The 18,233-nt window shown below is 73.2% G+C and carries 14 protein-coding genes; 6 read left to right on the plus strand and 8 right to left on the minus strand.

What is annotated here, in order from left to right; translation table 11 throughout:
• Positions 1–81: 81 nt before the first annotated feature.
• Both purU and ACFRAR_RS15115 read right to left on the minus strand, forming a co-directional pair.
• On the minus strand, positions 82–948 hold the full coding sequence (purU, locus tag ACFRAR_RS15110; RefSeq protein ID WP_380698490.1) for a formyltetrahydrofolate deformylase: 867 nt from the start codon (positions 946–948) through the stop codon (positions 82–84).
• A 110-nt stretch (positions 949–1,058) separates the two neighbouring features.
• Positions 1,059–1,574 (minus strand): hypothetical protein, encoded by a 516-nt coding sequence (locus ACFRAR_RS15115; RefSeq protein WP_380698491.1) that lies wholly within the window; start codon positions 1,572–1,574, stop codon positions 1,059–1,061.
• Between the two features lie 174 nt (positions 1,575–1,748).
• Here ACFRAR_RS15115 and ACFRAR_RS15120 point away from each other — a divergent pair, with 174 nt between their 5' ends.
• The gene (locus ACFRAR_RS15120; protein WP_380698492.1) at positions 1,749–3,053 is read left to right on the plus strand and encodes an ABC transporter substrate-binding protein; all 1,305 of its coding nucleotides are present in this window, start codon (positions 1,749–1,751) and stop codon (positions 3,051–3,053) included.
• A 51-nt stretch (positions 3,054–3,104) separates the two neighbouring features.
• Here the strand turns inward: ACFRAR_RS15120 and ACFRAR_RS15125 are convergent, their stop codons facing one another.
• Both ACFRAR_RS15125 and ACFRAR_RS15130 read right to left on the minus strand, forming a co-directional pair.
• Positions 3,105–4,289: a hypothetical protein gene (locus ACFRAR_RS15125; RefSeq protein ID WP_380698493.1), complete on the minus strand. Its 1,185-nt coding sequence runs from the start codon at positions 4,287–4,289 to the stop codon at positions 3,105–3,107.
• A gap of 254 nt (positions 4,290–4,543) precedes the next feature.
• Positions 4,544–5,920: a transcriptional regulator gene (locus tag ACFRAR_RS15130; protein WP_380698494.1), complete on the minus strand. Its 1,377-nt coding sequence runs from the start codon at positions 5,918–5,920 to the stop codon at positions 4,544–4,546.
• Between the two features lie 306 nt (positions 5,921–6,226).
• On the opposite strand from ACFRAR_RS15130, the gene ACFRAR_RS15135 reads away from it, so the two are divergent.
• Complete coding sequence (locus ACFRAR_RS15135; protein WP_380698495.1) at positions 6,227–6,928, plus strand: bifunctional DNA primase/polymerase; 702 nt, start codon at positions 6,227–6,229, stop codon at positions 6,926–6,928.
• 482 nt (positions 6,929–7,410) lie between these two features.
• On the opposite strand, the gene ACFRAR_RS15140 is transcribed toward ACFRAR_RS15135, so the two are convergent.
• Positions 7,411–8,103 (minus strand): metal-dependent transcriptional regulator, encoded by a 693-nt coding sequence (locus ACFRAR_RS15140; RefSeq protein ID WP_380698496.1) that lies wholly within the window; start codon positions 8,101–8,103, stop codon positions 7,411–7,413.
• Between the two features lie 221 nt (positions 8,104–8,324).
• On the opposite strand from ACFRAR_RS15140, the gene ACFRAR_RS15145 reads away from it, so the two are divergent.
• The 3 genes from ACFRAR_RS15145 (at position 8,325) to ACFRAR_RS15155 (ending at position 11,126) form a co-directional block, all read left to right on the plus strand.
• On the plus strand, positions 8,325–9,089 hold the full coding sequence (locus ACFRAR_RS15145; RefSeq protein ID WP_380698497.1) for a sugar isomerase domain-containing protein: 765 nt from the start codon (positions 8,325–8,327) through the stop codon (positions 9,087–9,089).
• 211 nt (positions 9,090–9,300) lie between these two features.
• Positions 9,301–10,248, plus strand: a complete 948-nt coding sequence (locus ACFRAR_RS15150; RefSeq protein ID WP_380698498.1) for a DUF4231 domain-containing protein — start codon at positions 9,301–9,303, stop codon at positions 10,246–10,248.
• A gap of 23 nt (positions 10,249–10,271) precedes the next feature.
• A complete protein-coding gene (locus ACFRAR_RS15155) occupies positions 10,272–11,126 on the plus strand; it encodes an alpha/beta hydrolase (RefSeq protein WP_380698505.1) in 855 nt (284 codons plus the stop codon).
• 98 nt (positions 11,127–11,224) lie between these two features.
• Here ACFRAR_RS15155 and ACFRAR_RS15160 read toward each other — a convergent pair whose 3' ends face one another.
• The 3 genes from ACFRAR_RS15160 to ACFRAR_RS15170 all read right to left on the minus strand — a co-directional run bounded on the left by ACFRAR_RS15160 (position 11,225) and on the right by ACFRAR_RS15170 (position 17,745).
• Positions 11,225–12,187: a 2-hydroxyacid dehydrogenase gene (locus tag ACFRAR_RS15160; protein WP_380698499.1), complete on the minus strand. Its 963-nt coding sequence runs from the start codon at positions 12,185–12,187 to the stop codon at positions 11,225–11,227.
• A 103-nt stretch (positions 12,188–12,290) separates the two neighbouring features.
• Positions 12,291–16,298, minus strand: a complete 4,008-nt coding sequence (gene fxsT, locus ACFRAR_RS15165; RefSeq protein ID WP_380698500.1) for an FxSxx-COOH system tetratricopeptide repeat protein — start codon at positions 16,296–16,298, stop codon at positions 12,291–12,293.
• Positions 16,291–17,745: a TIR-like protein FxsC gene (locus ACFRAR_RS15170; protein WP_380698501.1), complete on the minus strand. Its 1,455-nt coding sequence runs from the start codon at positions 17,743–17,745 to the stop codon at positions 16,291–16,293. Before ACFRAR_RS15170 ends, fxsT begins: the two co-directional genes overlap by 8 nt.
• Before the next feature lie 197 nt (positions 17,746–17,942).
• Between ACFRAR_RS15170 and ACFRAR_RS15175 the strand changes: the two genes are divergently transcribed.
• The gene (locus tag ACFRAR_RS15175; RefSeq protein ID WP_380698502.1) at positions 17,943–18,140 is read left to right on the plus strand and encodes a DUF397 domain-containing protein; all 198 of its coding nucleotides are present in this window, start codon (positions 17,943–17,945) and stop codon (positions 18,138–18,140) included.
• Positions 18,141–18,233 lie beyond the last annotated feature (93 nt).

An 18,233-nucleotide genomic window follows, 5' to 3' on the forward strand; every position in this document is an offset into this window, starting at 1 on the left:
CGGCAGCGACGAAGGCCTGAAGACCGGAACGCCGGAACGCCGGGAAGCCAGGAAGCCGGGAAGCCGGAAAGCCCCGCGGCCTCAGGCGAAGACGACCGTCCGGGTCCCGTCCAGCAGCACCCGGTGCTCGCTGTGCCACTTCACCGCGCGGGCCAGCGCCTGGCACTCGACGTCCCGGCCGAGCGCGACCAGCTGGTCCGGGCTGACGTCGTGGGTGACCCGGGCCACCTCCTGCTCGATGATCGGGCCCTCGTCCAGGTCCGCGGTGACGTAGTGCGCGGTGGCGCCGATCAGCTTCACACCGCGCGCGTGGGCCTGGTGGTACGGCTTGGCGCCCTTGAAGCTCGGCAGGAAGGAGTGGTGGATGTTGATCACGCGGCCGGACAGCTCGGTGCAGAGCCGGTCGGAGAGCACCTGCATGTAGCGGGCCAGCACGACCAGCTCGACGTCCTCCGCGGCGACCAGGTCGAGCAGCCGCTGCTCGGCCTCGGCCTTGGTGTCCTTGGTCACCGGGATGTGGTGGAACGGGACGCCGTAGCTCTCGGTCAGGTCCTGGAGGTCGGTGTGGTTGGAGACCACCGCGGCGATCTCCACCGGCAGCGCGCCGATCCGGGTGCGGTACAGCAGGTCGTTCAGGCAGTGCCCGAACTTGCTGACCATGAGGACGATCCGCATCCGCTGCTCGGTCGGGTGGATCTGCCAGTCCATCCCGAAGGAGGCGCCGATCGCCGCGAAGCTGGCCCGCAGCTTGTCGGCGGTGACCGGCTCGGGGGCGGAGAAGTGCACCCGCATGAAGAAGAGCCCGCTGTCCCCGTCCCCGAACTGCTGGCTGTCGATGATGTTGCAGCCGGTCATGAACAGGTAACTGGAGACAGCGTGGACGATGCCCTGCTTGTCGGGGCAGGACAGCGTGAGGACGTACTGGGCGCTGACCGGCTGCTGTTCCACTGGGGGTATCCCGTTCTGAGGTCGTGACGTGGGTGGATGGTCCAGCGTGTCACATCCCGGACATCCGCCGCCCCGCTGCCCGTACTGCGGGACGGAGGGTGTCCGGCCGGTCATACCTGGGTGAGGATGCGCAGCACGTCCAGCGACCTGGGTGCCGCGTCGGGGTCCTCCCCGTCGCCCGTGGCCAGCGCGACGTGCGCCTCGCGGGCGGCCCGAACGGTCTCCGGCCAGCCGGGGTGGCCGAGGTAGGCGGAGGCCGGGGCGTCCGCGCCGACCTCGTGCAGCACCTGCACGGCCCGCAGCACCGCGACGTCCACCAGCGCGGCCTCGGCGGAGTCGCGGAAGATCGTGCCGACGTACTTCTCGGCCGACCAGTGGTCCAGCCAGGTGTCCTCGACCAGCCGGTAGACGGCGTCGGTCACGTCCCCGTAGCCCTCCCGGCCGATCAGCCAGGTCTCGTGCTGGAAACCGGGGTCGGACAGCATGTGCAGCGCCGAGCGCATTCGGGCTCGCCAGCGCCACCAGGGCAGGTCGTTGAGCGGCATGCCGCCCATCGTGCTGGAGCGGTGGCCCGGACGGGAGGCGTTTCGGGCGGACCGGTGCGAAGAATCTGTGCTGGCGGACATGGTGAACGATCGTACGTTCCCCGTCTGTTCGCGCTCCACTCCCGATCTACACGCGTACCGCCCCGGATTTCGGCCGCCGTTCGTCGCCCGTTCGCACTTCGGCCCTCTCGGCTTGCGGCGCCGGGGCTTGGCTTGGTCCGGTGCGCCGGAGGGCGCCCCAGAGAGGGAAGACCGATGACCAGCCGAAGGGACTCGTTCCAGGACGCCCGTCCCCCGATCGTGCGACGCCGCCGCCGGCGCCCGATCGCAGCCGCCGCGACCACCGCGGTCCTGCTCCCCACCCTCTTCTCGGCCTCCGCGTGCGGCGGATCGGCCGATGCTTCCACCAGCGGCACCGAACTGACCGTGATGACCTGGGCCCCGGCCGGCACCGGCTCGGCCGACCGCCCGGGCATGACGGCGCTCGCCTCCGCCATCGGCCAGGACGTCAACGGCAACGGCGGATTGAACGGCCACCGGCTGCGGGTGATCACCTGCAACGAGCACAACACCGCGGACGGTGCCCGCGCCTGTGCCCAGCAGGCGGTCGACGCCAAGGTGACCGCCGTGATCGGCTCCTACAGCCAGTGGGGCGAGGCGTTCATGCCGGTGCTGGAGCGCGCCGGCATCCCGCTGATCGGCGGCTACGGGCTCTCCCAGCCCGAGTTCGCCAGCCCGTTGTCCTACCCGGTGGACGGCGGTCTGCCCGCGCTGGTCGCGGGCAACGGCCGCCAGCTGGTGGACGCCGGCTGCAAGAGCGTCGCCCTGGTCCGCCCGGACACCCCGGCCGGCGACAGCCTGCTCGGCTACCTGGGCACCGCGCTGCGGCCCGCCGGGGTCAAGCTGACGGACGTCAAGGCGCCCGAGCAGTCCTCCGACTACTCCCCGGTGGCCCGCAAGGCGATCGGCAAGGACGAGCAGGGCAACTGCGTCACCAGCGCCCTGGCCGCCGAGCCGACCGGCAACCTGCTGGACTCCTACCGGCGGCTGGCCCCGAAGAACACCCGGATCGCCTCGGTGATCGGCAGTGTCCAGCAGTCGGTGGTGGACTCCACCGGCGGCGACTCCGGCCCGTTGAACGGCGCCTACGTCACCAGCTGGTACCCGCCGGAGTCGGCGAAGATCTGGGACGGGCTGCGCGCGGTGGTGCGCACCGACACCACCGGCGGGCACACCGTCGACGTCTCCGACCCGGGCGTGCAGACCGCCTGGGTCGCGTACGAGGTGTTCCGGACGGTGGTGCAGAAGCTGACGGAGCGCGGCAAGCCGGTCACCCCGAACACGGTCTCCTCGCTGCTGGACGGCGGCGAGGGCATCGACACCGGGATCACTCCGACGCTGAACTGGGGCACCACCAACATGCTGCCCAGCAGCGGGTCGCCCCGGCTGGTGAACACCTGGGTCACGTACCAGGTGGTCAAGAACGGCCGGATGACCCTGCAGCAGCCGGGCTTCGTGGACATCCGCTGGACGCTCACCGGGGGCCGCCCGCCGGCCTGACCCGGATCGTCCGAGCCAGGGGGGCGGGCCGCCGGGCCCGCCCCCTGTCGCTCACAGGTCGCCGTCGCTCCGGCTGGGCAGCCCGCTCTGGGCGGCGATCGTGTTCCAGAGCGTGGCGGCCTGCTTCTTCGCGGTGGTCGCGGTGCCGCTGGCCTGCACGGCGTTCTTGTAGTGCTGGTTGTCCTGCTTCTTCGCGTCGCAGGAGCCCTGGGCGTCCTGCGCCCAGGCCGCGTACTCGTCGTCGGCCTGGGCCGAGGCCGTCCAGGCCGCGTTGAGCTGCTCGACCAGCTGCGGGCCGCTGGACAGCTTGTCGGTCTTCAGCTGGCCCAGCTTGCTCTGGAGCTCGCGGCGCTTGCCGGCCGCGGCGGTCAGCGCCTGCTGGGACTCGGGCAGCTTGTCGCACTTCTGCACCGAGGCGACCGCGGAGACCACCGAGCTGCGGCTGTCGCTCGCGGTGCCCAGCAGGTCGGACAGCGGCTGTGCCTGGGCCTTGACGTCCGGGTCGGCGGCCGGGCCCGATCCGCTCGCGCTCGCCGTGCCGGTGGGGGCGGTGGGGGCGGTGCTCACGGCGGCCACCGGGGTGGTCTTCTTGCCGTCCTTGGGATCGTCCCCGCCGCTCAGCAGGACGGCGGCCACGATGCCGGCCACCGCGAAGCCCGCCACCACACCGCCGATGACCAGCTTGTTGGAGCGGCGTTCGCGCTGCCCCGGGCCGCCCGCCTGGGTCGCGTCGAAGCCCCGGCCGATGCTCTGGCCGTAGTCCTGGCCGTAGTCCTGCCCCTGGCCGGGGCCCGGCCCGTAGGCCTGGCCGTAGTCCGGCGCCGGGTAGGCCGGCTGCGGCTGCGCGACCGGCGGATAGGCCTGGTAGCCGGGCTGCGGTTGCGGCTGCGGGTAGCCGGGCTCGGCCTGCGCGACCGGGTAGCCCGCCGCCTGCGGGTCGCCGGCCGGGTACGGCGGCAGGTACTGGGTCTCCGGGGCCGGATCGTGCTGCGGGACGCCGTACCCGGGCTGCGGCGCGCCCCACGGGGCCTGCTGCGCGGGCATCGCCTGGGTCGGCAGCGCGTGCACGCCCTCGCCGAGGTACTCCGGCTGCCCGGACGGCTGGCCCACCGGCGGCACGGCCGAGTGGCCCTGCGGCTGCCCGGACGGCTGCCCCTGCGGGTGGCCGGGCTCGGGGCGGAACAGGTCGTCCAGGTTGAAGTCACCGGAGTTCGGGTACGAGCGGCGCTGACTCAACGCGATTCCTCACCTGTGCAGGACCGCGCACTGACGGCGGACCACATCTCGTCGGTTCTTGGGAGCATCACAGTTCCTTGGACGTCGCGCCCACGCTACCGGTTCGGCTCACCGGGTGACCACGTGGGCGGGACAACCGTCACGCTCCCTGCACAGACGATCCGCGGCCGCCACCGACCGGACTGCCACCGCCCCGGACTACCACCGACCGGACCGCCGTGGGCCCGGACCGCCATGGGCCCGGGCCGTCCCGCTCAGGCCGCCTCGGCGTCCGCCCGGGCGTGGAACTCCCGGACCACCCGCTGTTCCCGGTACGGCTCCAGCCGGCGCCGGAACTCGTCCAGGTACTCCACGCCCCGGTTGGAGCGCAGCCCGCTCAGCAGCCGGACCGCCTGGGCGCCCGTCTCGCAGGCCCGTTCCAGATCCCGCTGCTGGAGCTGGGCGGTGGCCAGCAGGACGAGGTCCACCGCGCGTCGCCGCACCCTGGTCGGCGGGTGCAGGTCGAGCGCCCGGCGGGCGTAGTGCTCGGCCTGGCCGGCCTGCTCCAGGTCCCGGTGGCAGTGGGCCAGTTCGTCGGCGAGGTAGGCGTCGTCGAAGTGGGCGATCCAGTCCGGGTCGTCCTCCGGGCGGCGCTTCTCCATCATCGCCAGCGCCCTGGCCGACACCGCCTCGCAGGAGCGGGCGTCGCCGAGCAGGGCGTGGCCGCGGGCCTCGGCGGCGTAGAACATCGCCATCGCCGTCGGGGTGGCCACCGACCGGGCGCCCTCCTGGGCGGCGCGGGCGAGTTGGGCGATCTCCCGCGGGTTGCCGAGGGTGGCCGCCAGGTGGCTCATCGAGGCGGCCAGCACGTACCCGCCGTAGCCGCGGTCGTCGGCGGCCTGGGCGAGCCGCAGCGCCTGGATGTAGTAGCGCTGGGCGAGCCCGGGCTGCCCGGTGTCCACCGCCATGTAGCCGGCCAGTTCCGTCAACCTGGCCACCGCGGCGAAGAGTTGGCGCCCGGTCTCCTCCCGGTAGGCGCCGCCGAGCAGGCCGGAGACCACCGAGTTGAGGTAGTGCACCACCACCGGGCGCACATGGCCGCTGCCGAAGCGGTGGTCCAGGTCGACCAGCATCACGGTGGTCGCCTTGATCGCGGCCACGTCGGTCGGACCGACCCGGGGGCCGCCGGCCCGCGCCACCACCGGGTCCGGCGGGGTGATCAGCCAGTCCCGGCTGGGCTCCACCAGGGCGGAGGCGGCGACCGTCGCCCCGGTCAGGAAGTCCCGCCGGCCGACGTCGCTGCGCCACAGCTCGCACACCTGCTCCAGGGCGGCGCCGATGGTCGGCGCGAACTGGAGCCCGATGCCGGAGCTCAGGTTCTTGCCGTCCGCCATGCCGATCTCCTCGACCGACACGCTGCGGCCGAGCTTGCGGCCCAGGGCCTCGGCGATCACGGCCGGCGCCTGCCCGCGCGGCTGCTGCCCGCGCAGCCAGCGGGCGACGGAGGTCTTGTCGTACCGAAGGTCCAGCCCGTGCTCGGCGCCGCAGAGGTTGACCCTCCGGGCCAGGCCGGCGTTGGAGCAACTGGCCTCCTGGATCAGTTGCTGCAGGCGCTCGTTGGGCTGTCGTGCGACGAGTGGTCTCGCGGCCATTGGGCTTCGCCTCCCCACACCCTCCGGTCCCGGCCGGCGGGCGACGATTCTGCTGATCTGTTGCCGACTGTCCGACCGTCCAAGGAATCTGACACAAGGTTAGCGATCAGCAACGCCAGCGGGATACCCACGGTGACGAACCGCACCCCCCTTGCGCCCTGGGAAATGCTCCCGTGCGCCCCCACTGCGCCTGCCCTCGGGCCCTTCAACTCGGTCGACTAACCGGAACGGGTGACATCGCCGGGATGCACCCAACCGGGCGCCCCCGGGCCGTAACCAGCCTCACACACGGTAGTTGAGCACCCCGTGGAAGACATCCCCGATGTTTCGGGCCAGGACGAGAAGGCCGCTCCGCCCGCACTGCTCACCGAAGCCGCCGGCTACGCCGAGAACCGGCACTGGGAGGTGGCTCCCGGCGCCTGGCTGGTCGACGACGCCGGAGCCGTCCGCTGCTCCTGCGACGACCCGCGCTGCACCCTGCCGGGGGCCCATCCACTGGACGCGGACTGGGCGCGGAAGGCGAGCGCCGGTCCCGGGGCGGTGCGGAGCTGGTGGGCCGAGCGGCCGCGGGCGTCGATCCTGCTGCCCACCGGGCGCTCGTTCGACGTCCTGGACGTCCCGGAGACGGCCGGCTGCCTGGCGCTCGCCCGGATGGAGCGGATGGACCTCCAGCTCGGCCCGGTGGCGGTCCAGCCCGCCGCGCCCGGGCGGGTCGGGCGGCGGCTGCACTTCCTGGTGCTGCCCGGCGCCGCGGCCAGGCTCCCCGAGATGCTGCGCCGGCTCGGCCGCCCGCCCGGCCGGCTGGACCTGGTGGCCCGCGGCGAGGGGGACTGGACCGTCGCCCCGCCCTCCCGGATCGGCTCCCTGGGGTACGCCCAGTGGGCCCGCACCCCCACCGCGCTCAACCGCTGGCTGCCGGACGCCGCCGAGCTGATCGGCCCGCTGGTCTACGCCTGCGCCCGCGAGGCGCCCCCGCGCTGGGCCGCCCGCCCGGCGCCGGTGGGCTGAGCCGGGCCGGCTCCGGACCGCTCCGGCCGACCGGAGCCGGCCCCTGGAACGGACGCCCTCTGCCGATCGGGTGAGGGCGTGCACCGCGCGACACAACGCGCGCGAGTGACGGGCCTTGTCTCCCACCGGAGACGGGGCCCGTCATACGCATGTCCGGATAAGGCTTCCGTGTACCCGCTGGTCAGGCGCGAAAGCCCCTCGTACGAGTGACAGGACTCAAGGATTGCCATGATCGGCCGAGGGGAGGAATTGCGATGTGTGGGGACGCCGGAAGGGGCGCTCGGACGGGGAAGCCGGGCGGCGGCGATGGAGGGGAAGTGGGAGGGGCGGAGGGGAGCAGGAGGGGACGGAGGGGAACGGGGAGGGCGAAAGGGGCCCGCTGCACGGGGAGCAGCGGGCCCCTTCGCCGTACCGCCGTCCGCCGTCCGCCGTCCGCCGCACCGACGTACGCGGCACCGACACGGCACCGACGCGGCGCGGCCTCAGGCCCGGGCGACGAAGACGTGCTGGGCGATGTCCTTGCCCAGCTCCGCCGCGTTGTCCCCGGTGCCGACCAGCACGCCGCCGACGCCGACGCTCACCTTGACCGTGGAGCCCGGCCGGACCCCGGCCCGGCGCAGGGTGCTCATCAGCGCGCTGTCGGTCTGGATCGGCTCGCCGATCCGGCGGACCACCACGTCGGCCCCGGCCTCGCCCGGCTTGACGGTGTCCAGCGGGACGAGCCCGGCGTCGAAGCCCTCACCCTCGGCCTTGGTGTCGCCCAGCTCGTCCAGGCCCGGGATCGGGTTGCCGTACGGGGACTGGGTGGGGTGGCCGAGCATGGCGAGCACCTTGCGCTCGACCGTCTCGCTCATCACGTGCTCCCAGCGGCAGGCCTCCTCGTGCACCTGCTCCCACTCCAGGCCGATCACGTCGACGAGCAGGCACTCGGCGATGCGGTGCTTGCGCATCACGCGCACGGCGAGCCGGCGGCCCTCCTCGGTCAGTTCGAGGTGGCGGTCGCCGGCGACCTGGAGCAGCCCGTCGCGCTCCATCCGGCCGACCGTCTGGCTGACGGTGGGGCCGCTCTGTTCCAGGCGCTCCGCGATCCGGGCGCGCATCGGGACGATGCCCTCCTCCTCCAGCTCCAGGATGGTGCGAAGGTACATCTCAGTGGTGTCGATCAGCCCAGACATCGTCGCCGGCTCCGTTCTTCGGTGTCCTCATCGCCAATTCTGACGTACCGGACCAACAACCGGGCCCGCGCCGGGGCCCCGGGGGGTCGTTTTCCTTACTGTTGACAACGGTGCCGCCGGGGCGCGACCGTGCTCGCCGAAGCTTTCTCCACCGGCGGTCTGGACCACCCGGACCACCCCACCCGGCCGGCTCCCCCACCGGCAGAGAGCGAAGGCACCAGATGAACGACCTGGTCGGCAGGTACTTCGACGCCGCGATCGCCCACCTCCAGCGGGTCCGGGAGGAGGAGGCCGACACCATCGAGGCCGCCGCCGCGCTGCTGGCGGAGGCGATGACCGAGGGTCGCCGGGTGTTCACCTTCGGCGCCGGGCACTCGGCGCTGCCGGCCCAGGACGTGGTCTACCGGGCCGGCGGGCTGGTCCCGATCAACCTGCTGAACGTCCCCGGGATGGCCGGGGTGACGGTGATGCCCGCGCCGCTGTCCAGCGCGCTGGAGCGGGTCTCCGGGCTGGCCACCGCGACCCTGGACCTGACCCCGGCCACCGCCGGGGACCTGCTGTTCCTGATCTCGCTCTCCGGCCGCCAGGTGATGCCGGTCGAGCTGGCCCGCTACGCCCGGGACCGCGGCCTCAAGGTGATCGGGGTGACCTCGCTGGCGTACCCGCCGGAGGTGCCCTCGGCGCACCCGACCGGCACCTACCTCAAGGACCACTGCGACGTGGTGCTGGACAGCAAGATCGCGGTCGGCGACGGCGAGCTGACCCACCCGGGCGCCGAGACCACCTTCGGCCCGGTCTCCACCATCGTGACCAGCGCGCTGATGCAGGCCGTGGTCGCCTCGGCGGTCGGCCGGCTGGCCGACAAGGCGGCCGCCGGGGAGTGCCCCGCGCCGCCGCTGTTCCGCTCCGGCAACGTCCCGGGCGGCACCGAGTGGAACGCCAAGCAGATGGCCGAGAACGCCGAGCGGGTCCTCTACACCTACTGACCGGGCCTCCTGCGCCGCCCGCGCACACCGTCGGCCGCCGCGCGCCCCCACCTGCTCCCCGTACGCTCGGTGCCGGAACGGACACGGGGAGTACCGGACAAACCACGGGACTTCCCGGCCACATCCGGCCGCCCCGGCCGTCACCAGGCGTACCGGCGAGCCGCCCGGGGCAGGAGGGCGGTGCGACCGGAGCGACTGGTGGGGGCCGAACATGGCGTCTGTTGCGGGACGGACCGGGTGGGTACGGGAGCGGGAGCTGCTCCCCGAGTTCTTCTGGGCCGCCGACGCGGCCTCGCTGCGCGGGCAGCGGCGCTCGGTGCTGCTCTCCGCCTGGGAGCTGATCCTGCTGGTGGTCGCCGCGGCGACCGGCTCGGCCGACGGCGAGCCCTGGGCCTGGGCGGCGGCGGTGGCCTACCTCGGCGCCGTCGCGCTGGCGGTGGTGATCAGCCGGCAGAACCCGCAGGGCCTCTGGTACGAGGGCCGGGCCGCCGCCGAGTCGGTGAAGACGCTGGCCTGGAAGTACGCCGTCCGGGCCGACGCCTACCAGCCGCCGCCGCGCGCCCTGCCGGACGCCGAGGGCCTGTACGGCTTCCAGCTCGCCCGGGTGCTCGGCGCGTTCCGGGGCGGCCAGGTCGCCGTCCCGGAGGCCGGGGCGGGGATCACCCCGGCGATGCACGACCTGCGCGGGCAGCCGCTCGCGGTGCGCCGCGAGGTGTACCTGGCCGAGCGGATCCAGCTCCAGCACGACTGGTACCGCGCCAAGGCCCGCTACTGCGCCCGCACCGGGCACTGGGCCGGGCTGCTGGGCGTGCTGCTGCCCGCGCTCGGCCTGGTGCTGGCCCTGCTGCGGGCGCTCGGCGCGTTCACCTACGACGCGCTGGGCACCGTCTCGGCGGTGGCCGCCTCGGTCACCGCCTGGGCGCAGCTGCGCCAGTACCGGCCGCTGGCCGCCGCGTACGCCCTGGCCGCCGAGGAGCTGGCGCAGATCCAGCGCCAGCTCGCCCAGCTGGACCTGGGGTCGATGGAGGCCGAGGAGACCTGGGCCCGCCTGGCCCGGGACGCCGAGGACGCGATCTCCCGCGAGCACACCACCTGGCAGGCCCGCCGCGAGGTGCGCACCACCACCGACCGGGAGCACGCCACCGACCCGGAGTCCTGAGGAGGCCGCAGGTGTCGTTACGGATGGTCAGAGCGGCGGACGACCGTTCCCTCGCCGTCGAGTCCCTCGGCGACCCGCGCGGCCGTCCGGTGTTCCTGCTGCACGGCATGCCCGGAAGCCGGGTCGGCCCGCATCCGCGCAGCACCGTGCTGTACCGGCTGGGCGTCCGGCTGATCTCGTACGACCGGCCCGGCTACGGCGACTCGACCCGGCTGTTCGGCCGCCGGGTGAGCGCGGCGGCCGCGGACGTGCGGACCATCGCGGACGAGTTCGGGCTGGAGAACTTCGCGGTGCTCGGCCGCTCCGGCGGCGGCCCGCACGCGCTGGCCTGCGCGGCGCTGCTGCCGGAGCGGGTCAGCCGGGTGGCGGTGCTGGTCGGCCTCGCGCCGCGCGACGCGACCGGGCTGGACTGGTACGCGGGGATGACCCCGTCCAACGTCCGGGCGTACCAGGAGGCGGAGCGCGGGCACGGCCGGATCGCCGACGCGATGGAGTTCCGCTCCCGGCAGATCAAGGACGACCCGGTCCGGCTGCTGAACGGGCTGCGCACCGAACTCTCGCCCGCCGACCGGGAGGTGGTGGCGGACAGCGGGCTGCGGCGGATGCTCCAGAGCAACTACCGGGAGGCGTTCCGGCACGGCGCGGACGGCTGGATCGACGACGTGCTGGCCTTCACCGCCGACTGGGGGTTCGACGTCGGGTCGATCCGGGTGCCGGCCTGGCTCTGGCACGGCGCGGACGACCAGTTCTCCCCGGTCGACCACTCCCGCTGGCTGGCCGACCGCATCCCGGAGGCCGAGTTGTTCCTCGAACCGGGCGCCGCGCACTTCGGGGCGTTCCGGGTGATGACCACCGCGCTGGCCTGGGCGGCCGGTTAGGACGGCGGGCCTGGGCGGCGGGCCGGGTCAGCGAGCTGGGCCGCGGGTCAGGGCGGGCGCCCTTCCGCTCGGGCCCGCACCGGCGTCGGGGCGGCCGGTCAGGCCTTCACCGGCGTCAGGGGCACCGAACCGCCCAGCACCGCCAGCACGTTGTCCACCGCCAGGCCGCCCATCGCCTGCCGGGTGCGGACGGTGGCGCTGCCCAGGTGCGGGGCGAGCACCGCGCGCTCCTGGGCGAGCAGCGCGGACGGGACGGCCGGCTCGTGCTCGAAGTTGTCCACGGCCGCGGCGAACAGCGCGCCGGACTCCAGCGCCGCGGCCAGCGCCCGCTCGTCCACCACGCCGGCGGTCATGCTGACCACCACCGCGCCGGGCGGCAGCAGGGCGAGCCGACGGGCGTCCAGCAGGTGCCGGGTCTCGGCGGTGAACGGACAGGTGACGACCAGCACGGTGGAGGTGGCGAGCAGTTCCTCCAGCGGCTTCCAGTCGGCGCCCTCGGCCTGCTCCGGCGGCAGGGCCCGGCGGTTGTGGTAGGCGACCGGCATGTCGAAGGCGCGGGCCCGGCGGGCCACCGCCTGCCCGATCCGGCCCATCCCGAGCACGCCCAGCGGGGTGCCGGCCAGTTCCAGGCCGAGCAGGAAGTTCGGTGCCCAGGTCCAGGGGGAGCCGGAGCGCAGCAGCCGTTCGCCCTCGCCGAGCCGGCGGGTGGCGGACAGCAGCAGCGCCCAGGCCATGTCGGCGGTCGCGGTGGTGAGCACGCCGGGGGTGTTGGTGACCAGCACGCCGCGCTCGGCGCAGGCGGCCACGTCCACGTTGTGGTAGCCGACGGCGTGGTTGGCGACCACGGCCAGCCCCGGCCCGGCCGCGTCGAGGAACTCGGCGTCCACCCGGTCGTCCAGGGTGGTGATCACGGCCCGCCGGCCGCGGACGGCGGCCAGCAGTTCGGCCCGGTCCATCGCCAGGTCGGAGTCGTGGCAGGTGGCGGCGTGGTGCGCGGTGAGGCGCTCGATGACGCCGGGGGCGAGGCGCCGGGTGACCAGGACCGGGGGCGGGGTGCTCATGGTCCCGCAGCGTACCCCCGGCCCGGGAGCACGCCCGGGTCTGGGAGCACGCCCGGGTCCGGGAGCACGCCCGGGTCCGGAAGCGTGCCCCGCCCCTTCCCGGTCAGACCGGCTGCGGCTCCAGGTCCCGGTTGATCCGCTTCCAGCCGCGCGCCGAGACCGTGTTGGGGTGCTCCTCGCCGAACTGCCGGATCAGCTCGGCGATCGACCGCGCCCGCAGCTCCGCCGCCTGGGTGTGCTTCCCGCCGGACCGCAGGGTGATCGCCAGGTTGGCCTCGCAGGCCACCGCGTCCGGGTGCTGCGCGTTGTAGCGCTCGCACAGCCCCTGGTAGGCGGCCCGGCCGAGCCGTTCGGCGCGGTCGGTCTGCCCGTCGTCGCCGTAGGCGTTGGCCAGGTTGATCATCGCGTTGAGGGTGTACGGGTGCTCCGCCCCGACCGAGCGGGTCAGCCCGTCGACGGTGAGCCGGCCGCGTTCGATGGCGCCCTGGACGTCGCCGCTGCCCCGCAGGTAGATGCCGAGGTTGTTGGCGCAGGCCAGGGTGAACGGGTGCTCGTCGCCGAACAGCCGCCGGTGGCCCTCGAACACGGTGGAGCAGAGGTCGCGGGCGGCCTCCTTGTCGCCGGAGGCGCTGTGGTCGGCGGCCAGGTTGAGCGCGCAGGCGAGCGCGTCGGGGGCGTCGGCGCCGTAGCGCTCCAGGTACCGCTCGTAGGTCTCCTTGGTGATCCGCCGGGCCTCGGCGAGCTGGCCGATCCGGCGCAGCGAGACGGCCAGCGACTTGGCGTTGCGCAGGTTCTCCGGCAGGTCCGGGTCGAGCACGTCGCCGAGGTCGGAGGTGACCTCCTGGAGCAGGTCCACCGAGCCGCGGTAGTCGCCGAGTTCGCGCAGGTCCCGGGCCAGGTTGGACTTGGTGGACAGGGTGTAGGGGTGCCTGGGGCCGAGCACCGCGGTGCGCCGGTCGAGGGTCTCCTGGTCGAGCTCCCGGGCCGCCTCGCTGTCGCCGACCAGCCGGTAGTCGATCGCCAGGTTGTTCGCCATGGAGAGCGTGCGCGGGTTGTCGTCGCCGAACAACTCCCGGAACTGGTCCAGGATTTCGCGGTCGAGGTCGAGCGCGGCCTGGAACCGGCCGAGGGCCCGGCGGTCGGCGCCGAGCGAGCCGGCCGTCATCAGGGTGTACGGGTGGTGCTCGCCGAGCAGGGCCCGCTGGCGCTCCACGGTGTCCTCGTCCAGGGCCAGCGCCTCGGCGTAGTTCCCCTGGGAGCGCAGCACGTTGGCGAGCTGGAAGCGCAGCAGCAGGGTCTGCCGGTCGTTCTCGCCGAGCTTGCCGGTCCACTCCGCGTCCAGGGCGTGGCCGAGGTCGCGGGCGCGGTCGAGTTCGCCGCGCTTCCACAGGTAGCGGACCCGGTCGATGAGCAGCTGGCGGGTGTCCGCCTCGTCGCAGTTGTGCGCCTTGGAGGGCGACAGGTGCGGCCAGATCTCGTCGAAGGCGGGCCAGTTGGCCGGATCGTCGGTGTCACCGAGGACGGGCCGGGCGCCGGTGAGGATGCGATGCACCTCGTGGACGGCGATCTCCTGGTCGTCCGCGGTCATCCCGGCCCGGATCACCGCCTGGACGAGCCGGTGCACCTGGAAGCTGTTGCTGCCCGCGTCGACCTTGGCCAACGCGTACCGGCCGATCGCCTGGATCACCTTGCCCAGCATGAACTTGTCGCTGAGGTCGGCGTCGAACTTCACCAGCGCCCGGATCATCTGGTCGCTGTAGAAGAGGTTCATCGAAATCGGCTCGGGTGCGAAGAACGCGCACAGCTGGAGCAGCCGGACGGCCGCCGGGGACTGCTGGCGCAGCCGCCCTATCGACACGTTCCAGGTCGCGGCGACCGGCGTCGGGTAGTCGGCCGGGCGGCCGACGGCCAACGCCCGGGCGGCCTCGGCGTGCAGCTGGGCGACGTAGGTCTCCACCGGGGTGCCGGTGGTGTCCAGCCAGGCGGCGGCCACCTCGACGGCGAGCGGCAGGTCGCCGACCGCCTCGGCGACCCGGTCGGCGTCCGGGCGGGAGAGGCTGCGGGCGCGCCGGCACAGGTGCTCGACGCTCTCGCCGCGGGTGAAGACGTCGACTTCGAGCGCCTCGGCGTGCCCGGTCCAGGCCTGGTTGCGGGAGGTGACCAGGATGTGGCCGGAGCCGCCGGGGAAGAACCGGCGGATCTCGGCGGGCTCGTCGGCGTTGTCGAAGATCAGCAGCCAGCGCGAGGTGGGCACGCCGCGGCGCAGCGCCTCCCGGGCGGCCTCGGCGGCCTCGGAGACCGAGTCGCCGACCCGCAGTCCCAGTCGGCGGGCGAGCTCGGCGAGCGCCGGGGCGACCAGCTCGGTCTGCTCGGCGTCGATCCACCAGACCAGGTCGTAGTCGGACATGAAGCGGTGGGCGTACTCCAGCGCCACCTGGGTCTTGCCGACGCCGCCGAGCCCGTACAGGGTCTGCGGGGTGGGCAGCACGGCCGCCATGCCGCCGCGCAGCTGGTTGCGCAGCTGCTCCAGGACGGCGGCGCGGCCGGTGAAGGAGGGGTTGCGCGGCGGGACGTCCCACACCGAGGGCTTGCTGCCGGGGAAGCGCGGCCCGCCGCTGGGCGCGTCGTCGAGCGGCGCGTCACCGCGGCCGAGCGCGCGCAGCAGGCTCTGGATCGACTGCGCCTCGTCACGGCCGACCAGGTCGACCGGGTTGCGGTTGCTGAACGGCGCGGTGAGCCGCACGTCGCCGACCCGGACGGGCAGCAGCTGGCGCCGGGTGCCGGAGGGGTCGGAGCTGACCACCGACTCCCACAGCGCCCGGGCCTGCGGGGAGCGCTGGTAGGCGGGCGAGAGCACGGCGACCGTCCGGTACGCGGAGTCGATGCCGCGCTCGGTCTCCTCGCGCGGGTCGGTGCCGGCGCTGAGGTCGCGCGGCAGCACCCGGAAGCCGGCCCGGGTCAGGACGGACTCGATCCAGTCCGCCCACATCCGGTCCTCGGGGACGTAGGAGAGGTAGAGGTCGGCGGGGACGGACGGGCGGCGGCGGGTGAACGCGTCCACGAAGCGCAGCCGCACCTCCTCGTCCATCGGCGGCAGGCCGGGGGCCCGTCCGTCGGTGAGCATGGAGGTGAGCCGCTCGCAGGCGGCCAGCATCGAGGTGGGGGTGCCGGTCTGGTCGCCGAAGGTGGCGAGGATCTCCTCGTAGGCGTAGAACGGCCGGTACGGGATCTCCACCGAGCCCCAGTACTGGGCGAGTTCCTCGCCGTTCAGGCCGGCCGGCAGCCCGTCGAAGCGGACCCGGGCGAGGGCCCGACCGGCGTCCGCCTTCTCCTTCTCGCCCTCGTCGATGCGCATCGGGACGGGCAGGATGCGGATGCCGCGCTCGCGGTAGCGGTCGTGGATGTGCTGGGCGATGCGGGAGGCGCCGTCGATGGACTGGTCGCTCAGGGTGAAGCAGACCACCAGGTCGTCGGGCATCTGGACGGTGCAGATCTCGGCGATGTCGGACAGGCCGGTGCGGGAGTCGATCAGCACGTAGTCGTAGCGCTTGGCCATGTCGGCCTTGAGGGCGTCGAAGAACTGCCCGCCGTCGAAGCGGTCGTAGAAGATGTCCCAGTCCAGGTGGGTGACGGCCTCGGAGTAGTCGCGGTTGAACTGGCCCGCGGAGAGGAAGTCGAGACTGCCGGTGGTCGGGAAGTACGGCCAGGTGAGCGAGAGCGCGTGCGGGTGCACCCGGGCGAAGTCGAGGTGCCAGCCCTCGGCGTGCTCGACGGGCCGCAGCGCCTCCTCGCGGTACTCGGCGATCAGGTCCATCATGCCGGTGGTGCCGGCGAGCGAGGCCGGGTCGAGGAACGGGTGGAAGAACTTGGCCAGGCCCGGCGCCTCCAGGTCCCAGTCGACGGTGAGCACCCGGAAGCCGTTGGCGGCCAGGATCCAGGCGGTGTTGGCCAGCGCCATGGTGCGGCCGGTGCCGCCCTTGTACGAGTAGAAGGTGATGATCCGGCCGTTGCGGTCCTGCTGCGCCGCCCGCCGCTCGGCCTCCCGCTGGGCGACCACTTCGGCGGGGGTGATGCCGCCGAGGCGGAGGTTCCTGGTGCGGTTCTCACTCATCGCGGTCCTCGTCCTCCCATCGGGTGGTGCGGCCGTCGCGGTTGCTGCCGCCCGGTCCTCGGTCGTTTCCCCGGTCGTTTCCCCGGTCGTACCCTCGGTCGTGTCCCTGGTACCGGCCTTGGTGGTGCTCCCGGTCGGGCCCCTGGTGGTCGTCGAAGGGATCCACCGGGGACCCGTCCGGTCCGTACCCGCCTGCGCCGCGCCGGAACGCGTCCCGCAGGCTCGGCCGGGGCACCGGGGGTTCCTCCGGCTCCGCCCGAGTGCGCCCCTCGAAGGCGTACTTGGCCTTCATCGCCGCCCGGGGCAGCGCGTCGTCGAAGTCCTCCAGCGTGTTCAGCCCGGTCGGGCCGGTCGCGCCGAGGAAGCTCGGGCGGCTGGCCCGCCGGGTGATGCGCAGCGCCTCGTCGCTCAACTCCCCCAGTTCGTCGGCACGTTCGACGCACTCCGGATCGTCGCCGTTGAACGGCTCCAGGATGCTCACCCAGGCGGAGTCCGAGCGGTCGAAGCGCCGGACCAGTTCGCGCCGACGCGGGTCGCGCAGCGCCCACCGGTCGAGCAGCAGAAGTCCGGGGGCCTCGGCGTGGCCGCCGATGATCGACTCGACCTCGTCGTCGAACTCGTGCACGGTCGGCTGGAACCCCAGTTGCCGCGCCAGGCGCACCGCGTGCTGGGCGATGGGCGAGCCGGACGGCCGGTACGGGTGCCAGTCGACCCGCCGCTCGCCGTAGTAGTCGGGGCTGCGGTCGTCGGGCAACTCGCCCTGGTGGTAGGCGAGTACGGATATCCGCAGCTGCTTGGTCGGGGCGGTGACGTTGAAGGCGCTCGGCAGGGTGTTGAACTCCAGCCTCCGCCGCCCGACCGGGATCACCGTCTCCTCGGCGACCTGCACGATCCGGGCCGCCAGCCGGTGCACGGCCAGCTCGTAGGCGGCGCGGAAGTAGCTGAGCTTCATCAGCGCGTACAGGCCCTCGGTGGCGTACTCGGGCCCGAAACTCGTGTGGTTGAACTGGAGTTCACTGGCCACGTCCGGAAGCCGGTAGCGGCTCATCGGGGCCCACAGCACCGGGACGATGCCGCTGGTGCGCTCGTAGTCGAGGTTGGCCGGGTAGACCGGCCGGCGGGTGAAGGCGTGCCATTCCTGGCCGCACGGAACGCTGTTGAAGTACCTCGGGGAGTACAGGGGTACGAACACCCGGCACGTCGCCAACTCGCCGGACAGTCGTTCGGCCCACAACTCGCCCTGGTGCATGGACTCGTCCATGAAGCCGACCGCCACCCCGTCCGGGACGGTGGTGAGCTGGAGCACCGCCTCGCAGAGGTCCCGGTACAGCTGCCTGACCCAGTGGTTCGGATCGCTCGCGCCCCGCGCACCGGCCTTGGGGGTGTGCGCGTAGGAGAGGAAGAAGTACGGCCGGGCTTCGTCCTCGTCCCAGCCCCGGTCAGTCACACGCGCCTCCCCCGGGCCCGTCGGCAACCTGCCTCCCGCAGCCCCCGTGCGGCGGGGCTTCAGTGTAGGAACGACTGACACCCCAATGGAATAGCACAACGTCTCGCACGAATTGACATGACCGAAACGATGACGCCACCCGTGCACTGGGAGCAGTACCCTCGTTCCGGCCGCCGCGCACCACCGGGAGGACATCCGTGGACCACCTCGACTGGCAGAGGTCCAGCACCAGCTACGACAAGGACGAGTGGATCGAGATCGCCTCCGAGGGCGACTCCGTCTACATCCGGCAGTCGAACGACCCCACCCGCATCGTCACCACCACCCGCGTCAAGTTCAACGCCTGGGTCCTCGGCGCCAAGGCAGGCGAGTTCGACCACTTCGTCGGCCTCTGACCCGAATCCGCAGGTAGTGGCGGCGGGCGGCAGCTGATACGACGACAGGTGCACTGTCGGTTTGAGAAGATCGAGGTTCCTACACCGTGACCA

Source organism: Kitasatospora sp. NPDC056651 (genome assembly GCF_042792155.1).
Lineage (GTDB): Bacteria > Actinomycetota > Actinomycetes > Streptomycetales > Streptomycetaceae > Kitasatospora.